Source organism: Streptomyces sp. NPDC021012, from assembly GCF_044333355.1.
Classification (GTDB): Bacteria; Actinomycetota; Actinomycetes; order Streptomycetales; family Streptomycetaceae; genus Streptomyces.
In genome coordinates this window covers 115,184-132,752 of record NZ_JBIRQU010000004.1, presented here as the reverse complement: position 1 = coordinate 132,752, position 17,569 = coordinate 115,184, and the positions used below count along the sequence as shown (strand labels likewise).

Sequence of the window (17,569 nt, the reverse complement as noted above, 5' to 3'; positions counted from 1 at the left end):
ACCCGTCTGAACGACGAAGGGGCGCCCTCCCCCGCGGGGGCGCCCCTTCGCCGTGCTTGGAGTCCGCCCGGCGGGCGGGCGTCGGCGCGCGGCCGCGCCGCCGGGCGGAAGCGTGTCAGCCGCCCAGGCGGGCGTACCGGGCGCGCAGGTCGGCCGCGCCCTGCTCCGTGAGCGCCCCGTGGAGCCTCATGCGGGCGACGCCGCCGTCGGGGAAGGCGTCGAGGCGGACGTGGGTGACGACGGCCTGCGCGGGGAGCTTGAAGCGGTGCAGGGTGTCGGGCTGGAGGCGGGTGCGCGGGATGATCTCGAACCACTCGCCCGTTTCGCCGTTGCGGCCCTGGAGGGCGATCCAGCCGGCCGAGTTGCCCTTGAGGTAGGCGGTGTCGATCTCGACGGCGCGGACGGCGCCCTGGGCGACGAGCTTGAAGCGGACCCAGTCGTTGGTGCCGCGGACCCGGCGGCGGCGGTTCTCCCAGCCGTCGTCCATCTTGCGGGAGGTGCCGGGCAGGATGATCTGGGTCGGCGAGGAGTAGAACCTGTCCGAGGCGTCCTCGTACGAGCCGCCGTTGAGGACGGCGATCAGGTCGAGGGTGCCGAGGAGCTCCAGCCACTCGGGGTCGGGCACGACCTCGCCGTGGACGCGGAGCCGGGCGACGCCGCCGTCGGGGTGCTGGCAGAGCCGTACGTGGGTGAAGCGGCGCTCGGCGGTGATCCCGAAGCCGTTGGCGGCGTGGCCGCGGACCGGGGTCGGCGGGACGAGCTCCTCCCACTTCGCTTCGAGCAGCTCGGCGGGGCTGGGCGAGCCCTCGACGGCGGTGGCCTGGATGCTCACCTTCTGCGGGTAGTTGCCGCGGAAGTGGGCGGTGTCGACGATGATCCCGCGGATCACTCCGGGGGCGCCGAGGCGGACGATCGCCCAGTCGTGGTCCTCGGGGGCGGGGAAGACGTTCTCGGCGTCGGCGCCGCGGCGGCGGCGGGTCTCCCAGCCGTCCATGATCTTGCCCTTGTGGCCGAAGTGCTCCGGGTCGAAGACGGCGCGCTCGCGGACGAGGAGGTTCTCCCGCTCGGCGAAGAACTCGTCGTTGGCCGCGACGACTCCGGCGCCGAGGCGGCAGTCGGCGAGGTCGACCAGCTCGGTGAAGGGGAAGTCACCGGTGCGGTAGTCGGCGTACGGGTCGCCGCCGGAGTAGGGGGCGGCGTCGTTGGCGTGCGGGTCCTGGTGCGCGTCGAGGCTGCTCATGGCTTCGACTCTCCCGTGCGGCCCGCCCTCCGGTCCATCGAATGTTTTCGATGAATGTATTCAGCTCTGCTGAACGGTTTCGCGGGCCGCCGCCGCCTGCCGGAGCGCGGCGAGCACCCGGGCCACCGCCGGGCCCTCCTCCGCCCCGCTGCGCACCGCCGCGACGACGTGGCGGCGCGGCTGGTCGGCGGAGAGGACCCGCATGACGACCCCGTTCCCGCCGCCCCAGCGGTCCGCGGAGGCCATCCGGGGGACGAGCGCGATCCCCATCCCGGCCTCGACCATGGCGAGGATCGCGGCCCAGCCGGAGGCGCTGTGGGCCTGCTCGGGCACGAAACCGGCGGCCTCGCAGGCGGCGGTGGTGATCTCGGACCAGGGCCCCGAGCCGCCGAAGATCCAGGGCTCGGCGGCGAGGTCGGCGAGCCGCAGGCCGGGCGCGTCGGCGAGCGGGTGGCCGGTGGGCAGGGCGACGTCGAGGGGGTCGGCGAGCAGCGGGACCCTGCTGTACTTGGGGTCGCGCGCGGAGGGCGCGTGGGCGGCGAGCGAGAGCGCGAGGTCGACCTCGCCGGCCGTGAGCAGCTCGTACGCCTCCGCCGCCTCGGCCTCCCGGACGCGGACGTCGAGCCCGGGGTGGGCGGTCCGCAGCTGCCGTACGGCGGGCACGAGGAGCGCGGGCACGGAGGTGGAGAAGGCGGCGACCCGCACCTGCCCGGCCTCGCCCCGCAGGTAGCCGTCGAGTTCGGCGTCGGCGCGCTCCAGCTGGGCGAAGACCACCTCGGCGTGGCGCAGCACCAGATGGGCGGCGTCGGTGAGGCGGACCCGGCGGCCCTGGGCCTCCAGGAGCCGCACGCCGAGCTGTCTGGCGAGGTTGGTGAGCTGCTGCGAGACGGCCGAGGGGGTCATGAGCAGCGCCTCCGCGGTCGCGGTGACGGTGCCGCGGTCGCGGAGGGTGCGGAGGATCTGGAGCTTCTTGATGTCCCACTCGGTCATGGGGCGCAACATATCGGGCCTCGTTCCTCAGGGCCTCGGTTATCTGGCCCCGGTTACCTGGCCCCGGTTACCTGGCCTCGTTCCTCAGGGCCTCGGTCATCTGGCCTCGGTCATCCGGCCTCGGCTACCGGGCCGAGCTCATGGCGACCCCGCCGAGGATGAGGACCATGCTCGCCCCGCCGAGGAGGCCGAGCCGCTCGCCGAGGAGGGCGTACGAGAGGAGGGCGACGCAGACGGGCTGGAGGTAGTAGACGATCCCGGCGCGGGCGGCGCCGATCAGGGTGACGGCCTTGTTCCAGGCGAAGAAGGCGACGGCGGAGGAGAGGACGCCGACGTAGACGAGGGGGCCGACGGTGCCGGTGGTGGGCTCGAAGCCGCCCTGGACGGCGAGGCTGATCCCGTACGCGGGGAGGAGCATGAGCGCGCCGAGGGCGAAGGTGGTGAAGAGGAAGGCGAGGCCGCCGAGTTCGGCGGGGCGGCGCTTGAGCAGGGCGCTGTAGGAGGCGAAGCAGACGGCGGCGGCCATGACCCAGAGGTCGCCGGTGGCGAAGTCCGGGGCGAGCGAGCCCTTGCTGACGAGGAGCAGGACGCCCGCGCAGGCGATGGACATGCCGGTGGTGCGGCGCGGGCCGAGGCGGTTGCCGCCGAGGCGGGCGAAGAGCGCCATGAGGACCGGGGACGCGGCCATGATCATGCCCATGTTGCCGGCGGAGGTGGCGGTCCCGGCCTGGTTGACCAGGGTGTTGTAGACGGTGATGCCGAGCAGCGAGGCGAGGGCGAGGAAGCCGAGGTGGCGGCGGATCAGGTGCCGCTGCCGCCAGGTCTCGCGGGCGGCGAGCGGGGCGACGGCGACGAGGGCGACGATCCAGCGCCAGAAGGCGGCCTGGACCGGGGGGACGGTGTCGTGGAGGGCGCGGGCGACGACGAAGCTGCCGGACCAGACGACGGTGGCGAGGAGCGCGAGGAGCACGCCGAGGCCGGCGTCCCTGGCGGGCGCCGGCCTCTCGGTGGCTGCGGTGGTGCTGTCGGTGGTTCCGTCGCTGGTTTCCTGGGTGGTGGCGGTCGACTTGCGGGCGGCGTCGAGGCTCATGCCCCTTACCGTCGCACCCCCGAAACCTCCAGGTCCATCGAAACTTCCTGACCGTTCTTTTCAGCCGAGCTGAACGATTCGGCGGCCGGCTCGACGGCCTTGGCCTTACGGGGGCCCAGCTGGCCCGCCAGGGTGGCGCCGAAGGCGATCGCCATGCCGAGCAGCTGCACCGCACCGAGGGCCTGGCCGAGCGCCGCCCAGCCGATGACGGCCGCCGTGATCGGGGAGAGCGGGCCGAGGAGGGTGGCCGAGGAGGCGCTCAACCGCTCGATGCCGCGGAACCAGAGGAAGTACGAGATCGCGGTGTTGCCGAAGGCGAGGTAGGCGTAGCCGGCCAGGTTGGTGCCGGTCAGGGCCGGCGGGGCGCCCTCGATCAGGAAGGCGAGGGGCGCGATGACCAGACCGCCCGCGGTGAGCTGCCAGCCGGTGACCGCGAGGGCTCCGACGCCCTCGGGGCGGCCCCAGCGCTTGGTGAAGACGATGCCGGCGGACATCGAGAGGGAGGAGAGCAGTCCGGCGCCCACGCCGATCAGGTCGAAGGCGGCTCCGGCCTTGAGGACCACGAGGCTGACGCCGAAGGCGGCGGCGACGGCGGTGAGCAGGGTCTTCACCGTGGGCTTCTCGCCGAGGAAGAGGGCCGCGAGGCCGACGACGAAGAGCGGGCCGACGGAGCCGACGACCGCGGCGACTCCGCCGGGCAGCCGGTAGGCCGCGAGGAAGAGGAGCGGGAAGAAGGCGCCGATGTTGAGGGCTCCGAGGACCGCGGACTTCCACCACCAGGCGCCCTGCGGGAGCTTGCGGGTGAGGGCGAGGAGCAGGAGGCCGGCGGGCAGGGCGCGCATGAGGCCGGTGAAGAGCGGCCGGTCGGGCGGCAGGAACTCGGTGGTGACGAAGTAGGTCGACCCCCAGGAGATCGGGGCGAGGGCGGTGAGCGCGGTGACTGCGGCCTTGCGGGACATGACGGTTCCCCCTGCGGTGAGTACCTGCCCGGCGGGCGCCGGACTGACTTCGTGATGAGTAACTTACCACTAAGCTACTTTCTCGCAAGAGGCTTTTCTGTAAGTGACTTGCTCATGAGTGACTTGCTGTCGAATGACTTGCTACCGAGCGGCTTGCTCCTGAGTGGCTTTCTTGCGACCGAGGAGCGGAGAAGGGAACACTGAGGACATGGACACGCACACCCCCGAGCACGACGCCGTCGACGCCATCACCGACCAGTGGGCGCTCGTCCGCCCCGATCTGGACACCGTCCCCATGGCCGTCTTCGGGCGGATCTACCGGCTGGCCAACGCCATGCGCGGCAAGGTGGACAAGGCGTACGCGCCCTACGGCATGGCGCTCGGGGAGTTCGACGTACTGGCGACCCTGCGCAGGTCCGGAGCGCCCTACACGCTCTCGCCGCGCGAGCTGACCGCCACGCTGATGATCACCACCGGCGGCATGACCGGCCGGCTGGACAAGCTGGAGAAGGCCGGGCTGCTCACCCGCAGCCCCGACCCGAACGACCGGCGCGGGCTGCGGGTCACCCTCACCGAGCGCGGCATGGAACTGGTGGACCAGGCCGTCGCCGCCGGTCTCGCGGAGCAGCGGGCCGCCCTGCACTCCGCCCTCACCGAGGAGGAGACGGAGCAGCTGGCCGGGCTGCTCAGGAAGCTGCTCGCCACCACCGTGTGACGTGCCCCGACGCACGCGAGGGCGCCGCGCGGTACCTCGCGTACCGTGCGGCGCCCTCGGCGGAGACGTGTGGGGCGGTCGCCCGTGAGGCGGCTGCCCGTAAGGCGGTCAGGCCTTCTTCTTGGACTTGTCGAGCACCATCACCAGGCCGGCGATCACCAGGAACAGCACCAGCGGCGCCGCCACGTACAGGCCGAGGGTCTCGACGACACTCAGCTTGGGGGCCGGGTCGTCACCGTCGTCGCGGGTGAGCGCGAGCGCGGGGGACGACATGAGCAGCATCATCAGCGTCGTACCGGCCGCGAGCGAGCCGGCGCGCAGAGCGTTCTTCTTGTCCACGGCCCCAAAGTAGCGAACACCTAAACGAGCCGCGCGCCCGGGGGTGCCGTACGGGCGTTCCCGCCGGTGGTACGGGCCCTCAGCTCGCGCAGCAGGGCGTGCGCCCGGGGCGAGGCGGCGAACTGCTCCAGGGTGAGCGGCTGGCCGTCCGGACCGGCGAGCGGCAGCCGCCAGTTGGGGTACTCGTCCCAGGTGCCCGGCAGGTTCTGCGGTCTGCGGTCCCCCACCGCGTCCGGCAGCCAGGCGCCCACCATCCGGGCCGGGGTGGCGAGCAGGAAGCGGTGCACGGCCCTGATCTCGGCCTCCTCGTCGCCGGGCCCCTCCGGGAGCAGCCCCGTCCGCTCGAACACGTCCAGCCACTCGGCGGTCTCCGCCGCGTCCGCCGCCCGCTCGTGCTCCAGGTCGCCGGGGAGCAGCCCGAGCCGGTGCCGCAGGGAGACGTGCTCGCCGGAGAGCCGGGCGGCGGTGGGGGGCAGGTCGTGGGTGGTGGCGGTGGCGACGCACTCCGCGCGCCACTCCCCCGCCGGCAGCGGGCGGCCGGTGCCCGCCCAGTCCCGCTCGAACCAGAGCACGGAGGTGCCGAACACCCCGCGCCGGGCCAGCTCCTCCCGTACGCCGGGCTCGACCGTGCCGAGGTCCTCGCCGATGACGAGGGCGCCGGCGCGGTGCGCCTCCAGGACGAGGACCGCGAGCATCGCCTCGGCGTCGTACCGGACGTACGTGCCCTCGGTGGGCTCGCGGCCCTCCGGCACCCACCACAGGCGGAACAGGCCCATCACGTGGTCGATGCGCAGCGCGCCCGCGTGGCGCAGGAGTTCGCGCAGGAGCCCCCGGTACGGGGCGTAGCCGGCGGCGGCGAGGGCATCGGGCCGCCAGGGCGGCAGGCCCCAGTCCTGGCCCCGGGAGTTGAAGGCGTCGGGCGGGGCGCCGACCGACATGCCGGCCGCGAAGGCCTCCTGCCCGGCCCAGGCGTCCGAGCCCTCGGGGTGGACGCCGACGGCCAGGTCGTGGACGATCCCGACCGCCATGCCGGCCTCGCGGGCGGCCGCGGCGGCGGCGGCGAGCTGCCGGTCCGTCAGCCAGGCGAGCCGGCAGTGGAAGTCGACCCGGGCGGCCAGGGCGGGGTCGGCGCGCACGGCGGTCTCGGCCGCGCGCGGGGTGCGCAGCTCCTCGGGCCAGCTCCGCCAGTGGGGGCCGTGCCGCTCGGCGAGGGCCTGGTAGGTGGCGTGGTCCTCCAGGGCGCGGCCCCGCTCGGCGAGGAAGTCGTGGAAGTCGGCGCGCCGGCCGGGCCCGGGGTCCACGGAGCCGAGGACGAGCTCCAGGGCCCGCCGCTTGACCTCCCAGACGGCGTCCCGGTCGATCAGGGCGCCCTTGCCGAGGACCCGTTCGCGCAGTTCGGCGGCCTCGGCGAGGATCCGGTCGAGCTCCTCGCGGCGCTCGGGGCCCACCAGGGCGTACTCGGGGACCTCCTCGATCCGCAGATGGACCGGGTCCGGGAAGCGGCGGGAGGACGGCCGGTACGGGGAGGGGTCGCTCGGCGCCCCGGGCACGCCCGCGTGGAGCGGGTTGACCTGGACGAACCCGGCGCCGTGCGCGCGGCCCGCCCAGGTGACGAGCTCCCGCAGGTCGCCGAGGTCGCCCATGCCCCAGGAGCGGGTGGAGAGCAGCGAGTACAGCTGGACGAGCAGTCCGTACGAGCGGCGGGAAGGGCCGGGCACGCGCGCGGGGCTCACGATCAGGGTGCCGGTGGCCGCGCGCCCGTCGGGGGCCTCCGCCCGGACCGTGTGGACGCCGGGCGGCAGCCCGGACCAGTCCCGGCCGCCGAGGACCGCGCCGTCCTCGGTGGTGACCCGCAGCCGGGTGCCGGGCGGCAGGTCCTCCGGCGGGCGGACCTCCTCCCCCTGCCACCGGACCAGGGTCGGGGGCAGCAGGCGCTCCCGGTCGGCCCGTTCGGCCGCGTCGAGGGCGGCGGCGACCGCCTCCGGGGTGGTCGCGTCGACGCCCAGGGCGCCGAGGACGGCCACCACGGTGGCGCCCGGCACGGGCACGGTGACGCCTTCCGAGGGGCTGTGGGCGGTGGCGACGCCGTGGCGGGCGGCGAGACGGGCCAGGGTCACTTCACACTCCGGGGGACTCCGGGCCGCCCGCGCTGCCGGGGGCGGTGGGTTCGCTGGTGAGGGGGGCCGCCACGGCGAGGGGCGGTTCGCTGGTGAGGGGCGAGGCGGCGGGCAGGGGTGGTTCGCTGGTCAGCGGTGCGCCGGCCGGTGCCGACTGCTGTGGAAGCCGTATCCGTCCGAGGGGGCGGGCGGTCGTGGTCACGGGGGTCTCCCGGTTCGTCTCGACAGGCGGGACCTGAGGCATGACTGAAGCCCTACCCACCGCACCTCGTTTTACCGGCGGATCGTGGCGAAGCGATGTCACCTCGCCGACGGCTCGCCGGGCAAAGCCGACACATCGGCCACGTGCATTGACACTTCCGTGCGACGGGTGGTGGGCTCGTGATTCATTCGTGACCAACCGGCAGGGCCGCCGGGACCGGCCGAAGGGAGACCCGCGTGCACCTCGGGAGCAGGAAGCGCACCGCGACGGCCGTCGTCGCCGCCGTCATCGGCGGCTTCCTCGGCGGCGCGGTGCCGGGCTCGGCGCAGGCGGTCCCGACCGCACCGGTGGCCCCCGTGGCCCCGGCCGCGTCTCCGACTCCCGCGACGCGGACGGCTCCCGCGAAGCCCGCCGTGCTTTCGGCTCCCGCGCCCCCCGCCGCGTCTTCGGCGGACGCCGCCCCCGCGCGCGTACCGGCCGTCTGGCCGCGCCCGCAGTCCCTGGCCGCCGCCGGGCCCTCCGTACGCCTCGGGGACGAGGTGACGCTGCTGACGGACGCCGACGCCGATCCGTACGCGGTCGCCGCCCTGCGCGAGCTGCTGCGGGCCTCGGGGGTGCGGACCGTCCACACCGCGCTGCCGGGCCGGGGCCCGGTGCTGCGGGCCGCCGGGCCCTCGGGCGACGACGGCGGCTCGGGCGCGGAGGCGGCGCTGACGGCCCTGCGGGTGCCCGAGCGGCTCGATCTGCCGCGCGGCGGCTACCGGCTGGCGACGGGCCGCTTCCAGGGGCGGGACACCGTCGTCCTGGACGGGGTCGGCGAGGACGGCCTGTTCCACGCGGTCCAGACGCTGCGTCAGCTCCTCGGGAGCGGCCGGGAGGTCCCCGGGGTCGTCGTCCGCGACTGGCCCGGCACGGCCGAGCGCGGCGTCACCGAGGGCTTCTACGGCCGCCCCTGGACCCTGGAGCAGCGGCTCGCCCAGCTGGACTTCCTGGGCCGGACCAAGCAGAACCGCTATCTGTACGCGCCCGGGGACGACCCGTACCGCCAGGCGCAGTGGCGCGAGCCCTACCCGGCCGCGCAGCGGGACGAGTTCCGGGCGCTCGCCGAGCGGGCCCGCGCCCGGCACGTGACGCTCGGCTGGGCCGTGGCGCCCGCCCAGTCCATGTGCCTGTCCTCGGACGGCGACGTGACGGCGCTGACGCGGAAGCTGGACGCGATGTGGGGGCTGGGGGTGCGCTCCTTCCAGCTCCAGTTCCAGGACGCCTCCTACGACGAGTGGCACTGCGACAAGGACGCCGACGCCTTCGGGCGCGGCCCGGAGGCCGCGGCCGGCGCCCACGCGCGCGTGGCGAACGCCGTGGCCGGGTGGCTGGCCGAACGGCACCCGGACGCCGAGCCGCTGACGGTGATGCCGACGGAGTACTACCAGGACGGCGCGAGCGCGTACCGCACGAAGTTCGCCGAGGCGCTCGACGCGGGCGTGCGGGTGGCGTGGACGGGCGTCGGCGTCGTCCCGCGCACGATCACCGGCAACGAACTGGCGGGGGCGCGCAAGGCGCTCGGCGGCCACCCGCTGGTCACCATGGACAACTACCCGGTCAACGACTACGCGCAGGACCGGTTGTTCCTCGGCCCCGCCACCGGCCGGGAGCCGGCCGTGGCCGCCGGTTCCGCCGCCTATCTCGCGCACGCCATGGAGCAGCCCGCGGCCTCCCGCGTCCCGCTGTTCACCGCCGCCGACTACGCCTGGAACCCGAAGGGCTACCGGCCCCGGGAGTCCTGGCGGGCGGCGGTGGACGACCTCGCGGGCCGGGATCCGGCCGCCCGTGAGGCGCTGCGCGCGCTCGCCGGGAACGGCTCCTCCTCGATCCTGGACCCGGCGGGCGAATCGGCCTATCTGAAGCCGCTCCTGGAGGCGTTCTGGGCGTCCCGCACGGGCGGCGGCACGGCCGGCACGGTCGCGCGGGAGAAGGCGGCGCGCGAGCTGCGGGCCGCCTTCACCGTGATGCGCCGGGCTCCCGAGCGGCTCGCGGCCACGGCCGACGGGACCCTCGACGACGAGACGGGCCCCTGGCTGGAGCAGCTCTCCCGGTACGGCCGGGCGGGCGAGACGGCGGTCGACATGCTCCTCGCCCAGGAGCGCGGCGACGGCGGGGCGGCCTGGCGGGCGCAGCTCGCCCTGGAGACGCAGCGGGAGGCCCTGAAGGCGAGCCGGGCGACGGTCGGCGCGGGGGTCCTCGATCCGTTCCTCACGCGCGCGGTGACGGAGGCGGCGGCCTGGACCGGCGCCGACCGGACCCCGGCGGCGAAGGCCGACCGCGCCCCCGGCTCGTACACCGTGCGGCTCGGCCGGGCACGGCCCGTGGAGGCGCTGACGGTCATGGCCGAGCCGGACGTCGCCGGGAACGCGCGCGTGGAGGCGTCCGTGCCCGGCGAGGGCTGGCGGCCGCTCGGCCCGCTGTCGGATTCCGGGTGGACGCAGACCGAGCTGAAGGGGCTGCGGGCGGACGCGCTGCGGGTCGTGTGGAGCGGCGACGGCCCGGCTCCCGGGGTGCGCTCGCTCGTGCCGTGGTTCGCGGACGGGCCCCGTGCCGGTCTGGAGCTCGCCCGGACGGAGACGGACGCGGAGATCGGCGGCCCGGCGCAGCGGGTGGACGTGGAGTTGACGGGCCGGCGCGCGGGCGAGGTGCGCGGGGCGCTGACGGCGAAGACCCCGAAGGGGATCGCGGTGCGGCTGCCGGGGCGGGCGGCGGTGGAGCGCGGCGCGCGGACGACCGTCCCCCTGGAGGTGTCGGTGGCCGCGGGCGTGCCGGCGGGCTCGTACCGGGTGCCGGTGTCCTTCGCGGGCGAGGAGCGGGTCCTGACGGTGCGGGCCTTCCCGCGCACGGCGGGCCCGGACCTGGCGCGCACGGCGACGGCCTCCTCCTCGGGCGACGAGACCCCGGACTTCCCTGCCGCCTCGGCGGTGGACGGCGATCCGGCGACCCGCTGGTCCTCCCCGGCGGAGGACGGTGCCTGGTGGCAGCTGGAGCTGCCCGAGCCGGCCCGGATAGGGCAGGTGGTGCTGCACTGGCAGGACGCGTACGCCTCCCGCTACCGGGTCCAGGTCTCGGCCGACGGGCGGGTCTGGCGGACGGCGGCGACCGTCGCGGACGGCAGGGGCGGCCGCGAGTCGGTCCGGATGGACGCGGCGGACACCCGTTTCCTGCGGGTCCAGGGGGAGACCCGGGCGACCCGCTTCGGCTACTCGCTCTGGTCGGTGGAGACGTACGCGGTAGCCCCGCCGGAGGCACCCGAGGACGCCCCGGAGGAACCCCGGGACACGCCGGAGGAGCGGCCCACCCCCTGAGGCGTGGACCGCTCTCCGCGCCGGAAGTCCCCGCGTACGGAAGTCCCGCGTACGCGAAAGGCCCGGCTCAACCCGTCGTCAGCGCCCCCACAGGGGTCTCCGCGACGGAGTCGATCCGGGCCATGACGTCCTCGGCGCCGTACGGCTCCAGGTAGGGCAGCCAGCGGGGGTCCCGGTGTCCGGTCCCGATGATCCGCCAGGCCAGGCCGGTCGGCGGGGCGGGTTGGTGGCGCAGCCGCCAGCCGATCTCCCGCAGGTGCTTGTCGGCCTTGACGTGGTTGCAGCGGCGGCAGGCCGCCACCACGTTCTCCCAGGCGTGCGTGCCCCCGCGGCTGCGCGGGATGACGTGGTCGACGCTGGTCGCGACGCCCCCGCAGTACGCGCAGCGCCCGCCGTCGCGCGCGAAGAGCGCTCTGCGGGTCAAGGGAACGGGCCCCCGGTAGGGGACCCGCACGAAGCGCTTCAGTCGCACCACGCTGGGCGCGGGGAGGACTTGGGTCTCGCTGTGCAGGAAGGCGCCGGACTCCTCGATACAGAGGGCCTTGTTCTCCAGTACGAGGACGAGTGCGCGGCGGAGCGGTACGACGCCCAGTGGCTCGTACGACGCGTTGAGGACCAGGACATGCGGCACGGATGCCTCCTATGACGCCGGCGGCGCGTGGCTCGCGCCGGGACGAACTGCTCTCAGTCTCTCCTCATGCCCGGTCGCGGCGCCACCACGTACCGGGATCGGGGTGGTGGCACCTGGGTGTTCTCGACCACATCGGCATCTCTCCCCGGTATGTGCCCGGGTGAGGTCCGTCTCTCCCTCGAACACGGCTGCGGGCTCCTGTCCGACGCCCCGTTAGTGTGGATGGCCTGCGTACGCGATGCCTGGAGGTTGTCCCGTGTCCTGGTCCGCCCTGGCGGCTGCCACCGAACCCGAACCGATACCGGTGACCCTGGACGAGGCCGCGGAGAGGGCCACCAGTGCGGCGAGCTGGGTGGAGGAGAACTGGTCCACCTGGCTGAACACCGGGTTGCGCATCCTGCTGATCCTCGTCGTGGCGATCGTGCTGCGCTGGGCCGTGCGCCGGGCCCTGACGAAGCTGATCGACCGGATGAACCGCTCGGCTCAGGCGGTGGAGGGGACGGCCCTCGGCGGTCTGCTGGTCAACGCCGAGCGGCGGCGGCAGCGCTCCGAGGCGATCGGCTCTGTGCTGCGTTCCGTGACGTCCTTCCTGATCCTGGGCACGGCCGGGCTGATGGTCCTCGGCGCCTTCAAGATCGATCTGGCGCCGCTGCTGGCCTCGGCCGGTGTGGCGGGCGTGGCGATCGGTTTCGGCGCGCGGAACCTGGTGACGGACTTCCTGTCCGGCGTCTTCATGATCCTGGAGGACCAGTACGGCGTCGGTGACTCGGTCGACGCGGGCGTGGCCTCCGGCGAGGTCGTCGAGGTGGGCCTGCGGGTGACCAAGCTGCGCGGGGTGGACGGCGAGATCTGGTACGTGCGCAACGGCGAGATCAAGCGGATAGGCAACCTCAGCCAGGGCTGGGCGACCGCCGGTGTGGACGTCACCGTCCGGCCGACGGAGGACCTGGAGCGGGTGAGGGCCGTGATCGCCCAGGCGGGCGAGGCCATGGCCAAGGAGGAGCCGTGGAACGAGCGCCTCTGGGGCCCGGTGGAGGTGCTCGGCCTCAGCGAGGTGCTGCTCGACTCCATGACGGTCCGCGTCTCGGTGAAGACGATGCCGGGCAAGAAGCTGGGCGTGGAGCGCGAGCTGCGCTGGCGCATCAAGCAGGGCCTCGACGAGGCCGGCATCCGCATCGTGGGCGGCGTTCCGCCGCAGGCCGAGGAGCCCAAGTCCGACCCGACGGCCGGCATGGCGGCCCCCTCGGTCTTCGCCTCGACGAGCTCCCCGCAGTCCGCGGCGGCGACCCCGCTGCCGAAGCCGGACCTCACCAAGTAACCCCCTTTTCACGGGTCGCACGCCCCCGCCGGTAACGCTTCGGTTGCCTTCGGGGGCGTGCCGCGTTCCCAGGTATTGACGACGTCGCGACGGCCGCCTTACCTTCCTCCCAACCAGATAGGAAACTTTCCTAACAGTGCGCTTCACCGTATGAGGGCAGGTGCGATCCCCATGGCCGGTACGCCGCCGGGAACCCCCGGCACCCCGCGCGTCCTGCGGGCCATGAACGACCGCGCCGCCCTGGACCTGCTCCTGGAGCACGGTCCCCTCTCGCGGACCCGGATCGGCAAGCTCACCGGGCTGTCGAAGCCGACCGCCTCCCAGCTGCTCGCGCGGCTCGAAGCGGCCGGGCTCGTCGTCGCCACCGGCACCAGCGAGGGCCGGCCCGGGCCGAACGCGCAGCTGTACGCGGTGAACGCGCGGGCCGCGTACGCAGCGGGGCTCGACGTCGACCAGCACCGCGTCCACGCGGCCGTCGCCGACGTCACGGGCGAGATCGTCGGCGAGTACGAGCTCCGCACCCCCGGCCGGGCGGCCTCCGGCGTCGTCCGCCAGGTCACCGACGCCCTCGACGGGGCCGTCGAGGCGGCCGGACTGACCCGCGCGGACGTGCGGCGCCTGGTCATCGGCACCCCCGGCGCCTTCGACCCGGCCACCGGGCGGCTGCGGTACGCCTCCCACCTGCCCGGCTGGCACTCCCCCACCCTCCTGGAGGAGCTGGCCGCCGTCCTGCCCATGCCGTTCGAGTACGAGAACGACGTCAACCTCGTCGCCGTCGCCGAACAGCGCCTGGGCGCCGCCCGGGGCCACTCCGACTTCGCCGTGCTGTGGAACGAGGGGGGCCTCGGCGCCGCCCTCGTCCTCGGCGGGCGGCTGCACCGCGGCTTCACCGGGGGCGCCGGCGAACTCGGCTTCCTGCCCGTGCCCGGCACCCCGCTCGTACGGCAGGTCACCAAGGCCAACTCCGGCGGCTTCCAGGAGCTCGCGGGCATCCAGGCCCTGCCCCGGATCGCCCGCGAGGCCGGGATCGAGACCCCCGACCAGCCGTACGTACCGGTGGTGACCGGGCTCCTCGCGCGCGCCGCCGAGACGCACGGCGAGGACCCCCGGTACGCGGAGCTGCTCGACCGGTACGCCGAGCGGCTCGCCGTCGGACTCGCCGCCCTCGTCACCGTCCTCGACCCCGAACTGATCGTGCTGTCCGGGTCCGCCCTCGTCACCGGCGGCGAACCCCTCCGCGCGCGCGTGCAGTCCGAACTCGCCGATCTCGCCCCGTCCCGGCCCCGGCTGGTCCTCTCCGCCGTGCGCCGGAGCCCCGTCCTGCGCGGGGCCCTCGAAAGCGCCCTCGCCACCACGCGCGACGAGGTCTTCGACACCTCGCGCTGACCGTCCCTGCCCCCCCCACAAGACCGAAACCGTCCAGGGAGACACCGCCATGCCCGTACGCCCCCGCAGAGCCGCCGCCGCGCTCGCCGCCACCGCCTCGATCGCCCTCTTCGCCTCCGCCTGTACCGGCTCCGCGAACAACGCGGCCACCGACGACCCCAAGGCCGAGACCACCATCACCTTCTGGCACGGCTGGAACGCGCCCGCCGAGGTCAAGGCGATCGAGGACAACGTCGCCCGCTTCGAGAAGACCCACCCGAACATCAAGGTGAAGGTCGTCGGCGACATCAACGACGAGAAGCTCGGCCAGGCGCTGCGCGCGGGCGGCTCGAACGGCCCGGACGTCGTCTCCTCGTTCACCACCTCGAACGTCGGCAAGTTCTGCTCCTCGGGCGCGCTCGCCGACCTGGGGCCCTTCATAGAGAAGTCGAAGCTGGACCTGGACAAGACCTTCCCGAAGGTCCTCCAGGAGTACACCCGGTTCGAGGGGAAGCGCTGCGCCCTGCCGCTGCTCTCCGACGCGTACGGGCTCTACTACAACAAGGACGCGTTCCGGAAGGCCGGTCTCGACCCCGAGGCCCCGCCGAAGACCTGGTCCCAGTTCGCGAAGATCGCCAAGACGCTGACGAAGTCCCGGGGCGACTCGTACGAGCAGCTCGGCTTCATGCCGAACTACCTCGGCTACGAGACCGTCGTCGAGCACTACATGTCGCAGTGGGACCACGCGTACTTCGACAAGGACGGCAAGTCGAACGTCGCGAAGGACCCGGCGTTCGCCGAGATGATGACGTACCAGAAGTCCCTGGTGGACTCGCTCGGCGGCTTCGAGAAGCTCGACAAGTACCGCACCACCTTCGGTGACGAGTGGGGCGCCAAGCACCCCTTCCAGACCGGGCAGGTCGCCATGCAGCTGGACGGCGAGTGGCGGCTGAACTTCATCAAGAACGCCGGGGTGAAGTTCGACGTCGGCGTGGCGCCGCTGCCGGTCGCGGACGACGAGATCGCCGAGTACGGCAAGGGCTACCTCTCCGGCACGATCATGGGCATCGCGCCGCAGAGCAAGAAGCAGAACGCGGCCTGGGAGCTGGTCAAGTACATGACCACGGACACCGACGCCGTGGTGGAGTTCGCCAATGCCATCGGGAACGTCCCCTCCACCTTCGAGGCGCTCAAGTCCCCGAACCTGAGGTTCGACGCCCGCTTCAAGACCTTCCTGGACATCGCCGCGCACCCGAAGTCCACCACCATGGACAACGCGATCAACGGCCCCGCCTACCAGGAGACCCTCTCCGACCTCGCCCACAAGTACGAGAAGGGCGAGGTCACGGACCTCAAGAAGGGCCTCGCGGACGCCGCGGCCCAGATCGACCGCGACATCGCCGCCGCGAAGTAACCGACCATGACCACGTACACCCTGCGGTCCAAGCGTCGACGCAACGCCCTGCGCACCGCGCTGTTCATGTCGCCCTGGCTGATCGGCTTCGGCTTCTTCTTCGCCTATCCGCTGGTCTCCACCCTGTACTTCTCGTTCATGCGGTACGACGGCCTCAACCCGCCGACCTGGCGGGGCCTGGAGAACTGGACGTACGTCTTCTCCGACATGCCGAAGTTCTGGCCGGCCATGCAGAACACGCTCTGGCTGGCGGTCGTGATGGTGACCTGCCGGGTCGTCTTCGGTCTCGGCGTCGGCATGCTGATCACCAAGATCAAGACGGGTGCCGGGGTCTTCCGCACCCTCTTCTACCTGCCGTACCTGGCCCCGCCGGTGGCCGCCACGCTCGCCTTCGTCTTCCTGCTCAACCCCGGCACCGGGCCGGTCAACTCGTTCCTGGAGGCGGTGGGCATCCCCGCCCCCTCCTGGTTCAACGACGCGGCCTGGGCCAAGCCGGCCCTCACCGTCCTCGCCGTGTGGGGCATCGGCGACCTCATGGTCATCTTCATGGCCGCCCTGCTCGACGTGCCGAAGGAGCAGTACGAGGCCGCCGAACTGGACGGCGCGTCCCCGTGGCAGCGGTTCCGCTACGTCACGCTGCCGAACATCTCCCCGATCGTGCTGTTCGCGGTCGTGACCGGGATCATCGGCGCGATGCAGTACTACACGCAGCCGATCGTGGCCTCCAAGGTCGCCTCGGGGAAGATGGGCGGGTCAGGCGCCGGCTTCCAGCCCGGCTATCCGGACGACTCCACGCTGACCCTCCCGCAGCTGATCTACAGCCTCGGCTTCAACCAGTTCAACTACGGCGCCGCCTGTGTCGTGGCGCTCGTGCTCTTCGCACTCTCCATGGCCTTCACCGCGCTGCTGATGCGCCGGCGCGGCGGCCTGATCGGCTCGGGTGACTGAACCATGACCACCGCAACCGTCCCTGTCCCGAGGGTGGCGAGCCCCGCCTTGCGGCGGGCCCGCCGCAAGGCGCTGCTGCACTGGATCGCCGTGCACTCGCTCGGCATCGCCGCCGCCCTGTTCTTCGTCCTCCCGTTCGTCTTCGTCTTCCTGACGTCCCTGATGAGCGACGACCAGGCGCTCACCCGGGACCTGACGCCGAACTCCTGGCACTGGGACAACTACGTCCGGGTCTTCCGGACCGAGGGCTTCCTGACCTGGTGGAAGAACTCCCTGCTGTACGCGGGGCTCGGCACCGTCCTCGTCGTGGTGTCGTCCGTCCCCGTGGCGTACGCGCTCGCGAAGTTCCGCTTCCGCGGCCGGCACCTGTCGCTGCTGCTCGTCATCGCGATGATGATGCTGCCGCCGCAGGTCGTGATCATCCCCATGTACCTGTTCTGGGCGAAGCAGATGGACCTCTCCGGCACGCTGTGGCCGCTGCTCGTCCCGATGGCGTTCGGCGACGCCTTCGCCATCTTCCTGCTGCGCCAGTTCCTGCTGACCATCCCGAACGAGTACGTCGAGGCCGCGCGGATCGACGGCTGCGGCGAGTTCCGCACCCTGATCCGGGTCGTGCTCCCGATGGCGAAGCCCGGCATCGCCGCCGTCGCCCTCTTCCAGTTCTTCTCCTGCTGGAACGACTACTTCGGGCCGCAGATCTACGCCTCCGAGAACACGGCCGCCTGGACGCTCAGTTACGGCCTGGAGTCCTTCAAGGGCGCGCACCACACCGACTGGAACCTGACCATGGCCGCGACCGTCCTGGTCATGGCCCCCGTGATCCTCGTGTTCTTCTTCGCGCAGAAGGCGTTCGTCGAGGGAGTCACACTGACCGGAGTGAAGGGCTGAGTC

15 protein-coding genes are annotated in these 17,569 nt (G+C 73.2%); 7 read left to right on the top strand and 8 right to left on the bottom strand.

The genetic code is table 11. From position 1 onward, the window contains the following. Positions 1-115 precede the first annotated feature (115 nt). From alc to ACH4TP_RS14765, 4 genes are all read right to left on the bottom strand, one after another. The gene (gene alc / locus ACH4TP_RS14780; protein WP_398438005.1) at positions 116-1,240 is read right to left on the bottom strand and encodes an allantoicase; all 1,125 of its coding nucleotides are present in this window, start codon (positions 1,238-1,240) and stop codon (positions 116-118) included. Between the two features lie 60 nt (positions 1,241-1,300). After that, complete coding sequence (locus ACH4TP_RS14775; RefSeq protein WP_389221970.1) at positions 1,301-2,230, bottom strand: LysR family transcriptional regulator; 930 nt, start codon at positions 2,228-2,230, stop codon at positions 1,301-1,303. Between the two features lie 124 nt (positions 2,231-2,354). After that, positions 2,355-3,320 carry a DMT family transporter gene (locus tag ACH4TP_RS14770; RefSeq protein ID WP_398438003.1) on the bottom strand — a complete coding sequence of 322 codons (966 nt, stop codon included), beginning with the start codon at positions 3,318-3,320 and terminating at the stop codon, positions 2,355-2,357. A 5-nt stretch (positions 3,321-3,325) separates the two neighbouring features. Next, positions 3,326-4,279, bottom strand: coding sequence for an EamA family transporter (locus ACH4TP_RS14765; RefSeq protein WP_398438001.1), 954 nt, complete (start codon positions 4,277-4,279; stop codon positions 3,326-3,328). A 208-nt stretch (positions 4,280-4,487) separates the two neighbouring features. On the opposite strand from ACH4TP_RS14765, the gene ACH4TP_RS14760 reads away from it, so the two are divergent. After that, on the top strand, positions 4,488-4,994 hold the full coding sequence (locus ACH4TP_RS14760; protein WP_389221976.1) for a MarR family winged helix-turn-helix transcriptional regulator: 507 nt from the start codon (positions 4,488-4,490) through the stop codon (positions 4,992-4,994). Positions 4,995-5,102: 108 nt separating this feature from the next. Here ACH4TP_RS14760 and ACH4TP_RS14755 read toward each other — a convergent pair whose 3' ends face one another. From ACH4TP_RS14755 to ACH4TP_RS14745, 3 genes are read right to left on the bottom strand one after another with little or no spacing between them, the layout of a single operon-like run. Then, on the bottom strand, positions 5,103-5,333 hold the full coding sequence (locus ACH4TP_RS14755) for a hypothetical protein (protein WP_389221978.1): 231 nt from the start codon (positions 5,331-5,333) through the stop codon (positions 5,103-5,105). A gap of 20 nt (positions 5,334-5,353) precedes the next feature. After that, positions 5,354-7,450 (bottom strand): 4-alpha-glucanotransferase, encoded by a 2,097-nt coding sequence (malQ, locus tag ACH4TP_RS14750; RefSeq protein WP_398437998.1) that lies wholly within the window; start codon positions 7,448-7,450, stop codon positions 5,354-5,356. A gap of 1 nt (position 7,451) precedes the next feature. Next, positions 7,452-7,694 (bottom strand): hypothetical protein, encoded by a 243-nt coding sequence (locus ACH4TP_RS14745; protein ID WP_389221982.1) that lies wholly within the window; start codon positions 7,692-7,694, stop codon positions 7,452-7,454. A 194-nt stretch (positions 7,695-7,888) separates the two neighbouring features. On the opposite strand from ACH4TP_RS14745, the gene ACH4TP_RS14740 reads away from it, so the two are divergent. Further along, the gene (locus ACH4TP_RS14740) at positions 7,889-11,002 is read left to right on the top strand and encodes a beta-N-acetylglucosaminidase domain-containing protein (RefSeq protein WP_398437996.1); all 3,114 of its coding nucleotides are present in this window, start codon (positions 7,889-7,891) and stop codon (positions 11,000-11,002) included. Between the two features lie 67 nt (positions 11,003-11,069). On the opposite strand, the gene ACH4TP_RS14735 is transcribed toward ACH4TP_RS14740, so the two are convergent. Next, positions 11,070-11,633, bottom strand: coding sequence for an HNH endonuclease (locus tag ACH4TP_RS14735; protein ID WP_389221986.1), 564 nt, complete (start codon positions 11,631-11,633; stop codon positions 11,070-11,072). 256 nt (positions 11,634-11,889) lie between these two features. Here ACH4TP_RS14735 and ACH4TP_RS14730 point away from each other — a divergent pair, with 256 nt between their 5' ends. The 5 genes from ACH4TP_RS14730 (at position 11,890) to ACH4TP_RS14710 (ending at position 17,566) form a co-directional block, all read left to right on the top strand. Further along, positions 11,890-12,951: a mechanosensitive ion channel family protein gene (locus tag ACH4TP_RS14730; RefSeq protein ID WP_389221988.1), complete on the top strand. Its 1,062-nt coding sequence runs from the start codon at positions 11,890-11,892 to the stop codon at positions 12,949-12,951. 171 nt (positions 12,952-13,122) lie between these two features. Continuing rightward, positions 13,123-14,337 carry an ROK family protein gene (locus ACH4TP_RS14725; RefSeq protein ID WP_389221990.1) on the top strand — a complete coding sequence of 405 codons (1,215 nt, stop codon included), beginning with the start codon at positions 13,123-13,125 and terminating at the stop codon, positions 14,335-14,337. Between the two features lie 49 nt (positions 14,338-14,386). Continuing rightward, entirely contained in the window at positions 14,387-15,730 is a 1,344-nt protein-coding gene (locus ACH4TP_RS14720) for an ABC transporter substrate-binding protein (protein ID WP_398437993.1), read from the top strand. Between the two features lie 6 nt (positions 15,731-15,736). After that, positions 15,737-16,678, top strand: a complete 942-nt coding sequence (locus ACH4TP_RS14715; protein WP_389221994.1) for a carbohydrate ABC transporter permease — start codon at positions 15,737-15,739, stop codon at positions 16,676-16,678. A 3-nt stretch (positions 16,679-16,681) separates the two neighbouring features. Next, positions 16,682-17,566, top strand: a complete 885-nt coding sequence (locus ACH4TP_RS14710; protein ID WP_398437991.1) for a carbohydrate ABC transporter permease — start codon at positions 16,682-16,684, stop codon at positions 17,564-17,566. The last annotated feature ends 3 nt before the right edge of the window (positions 17,567-17,569 follow it).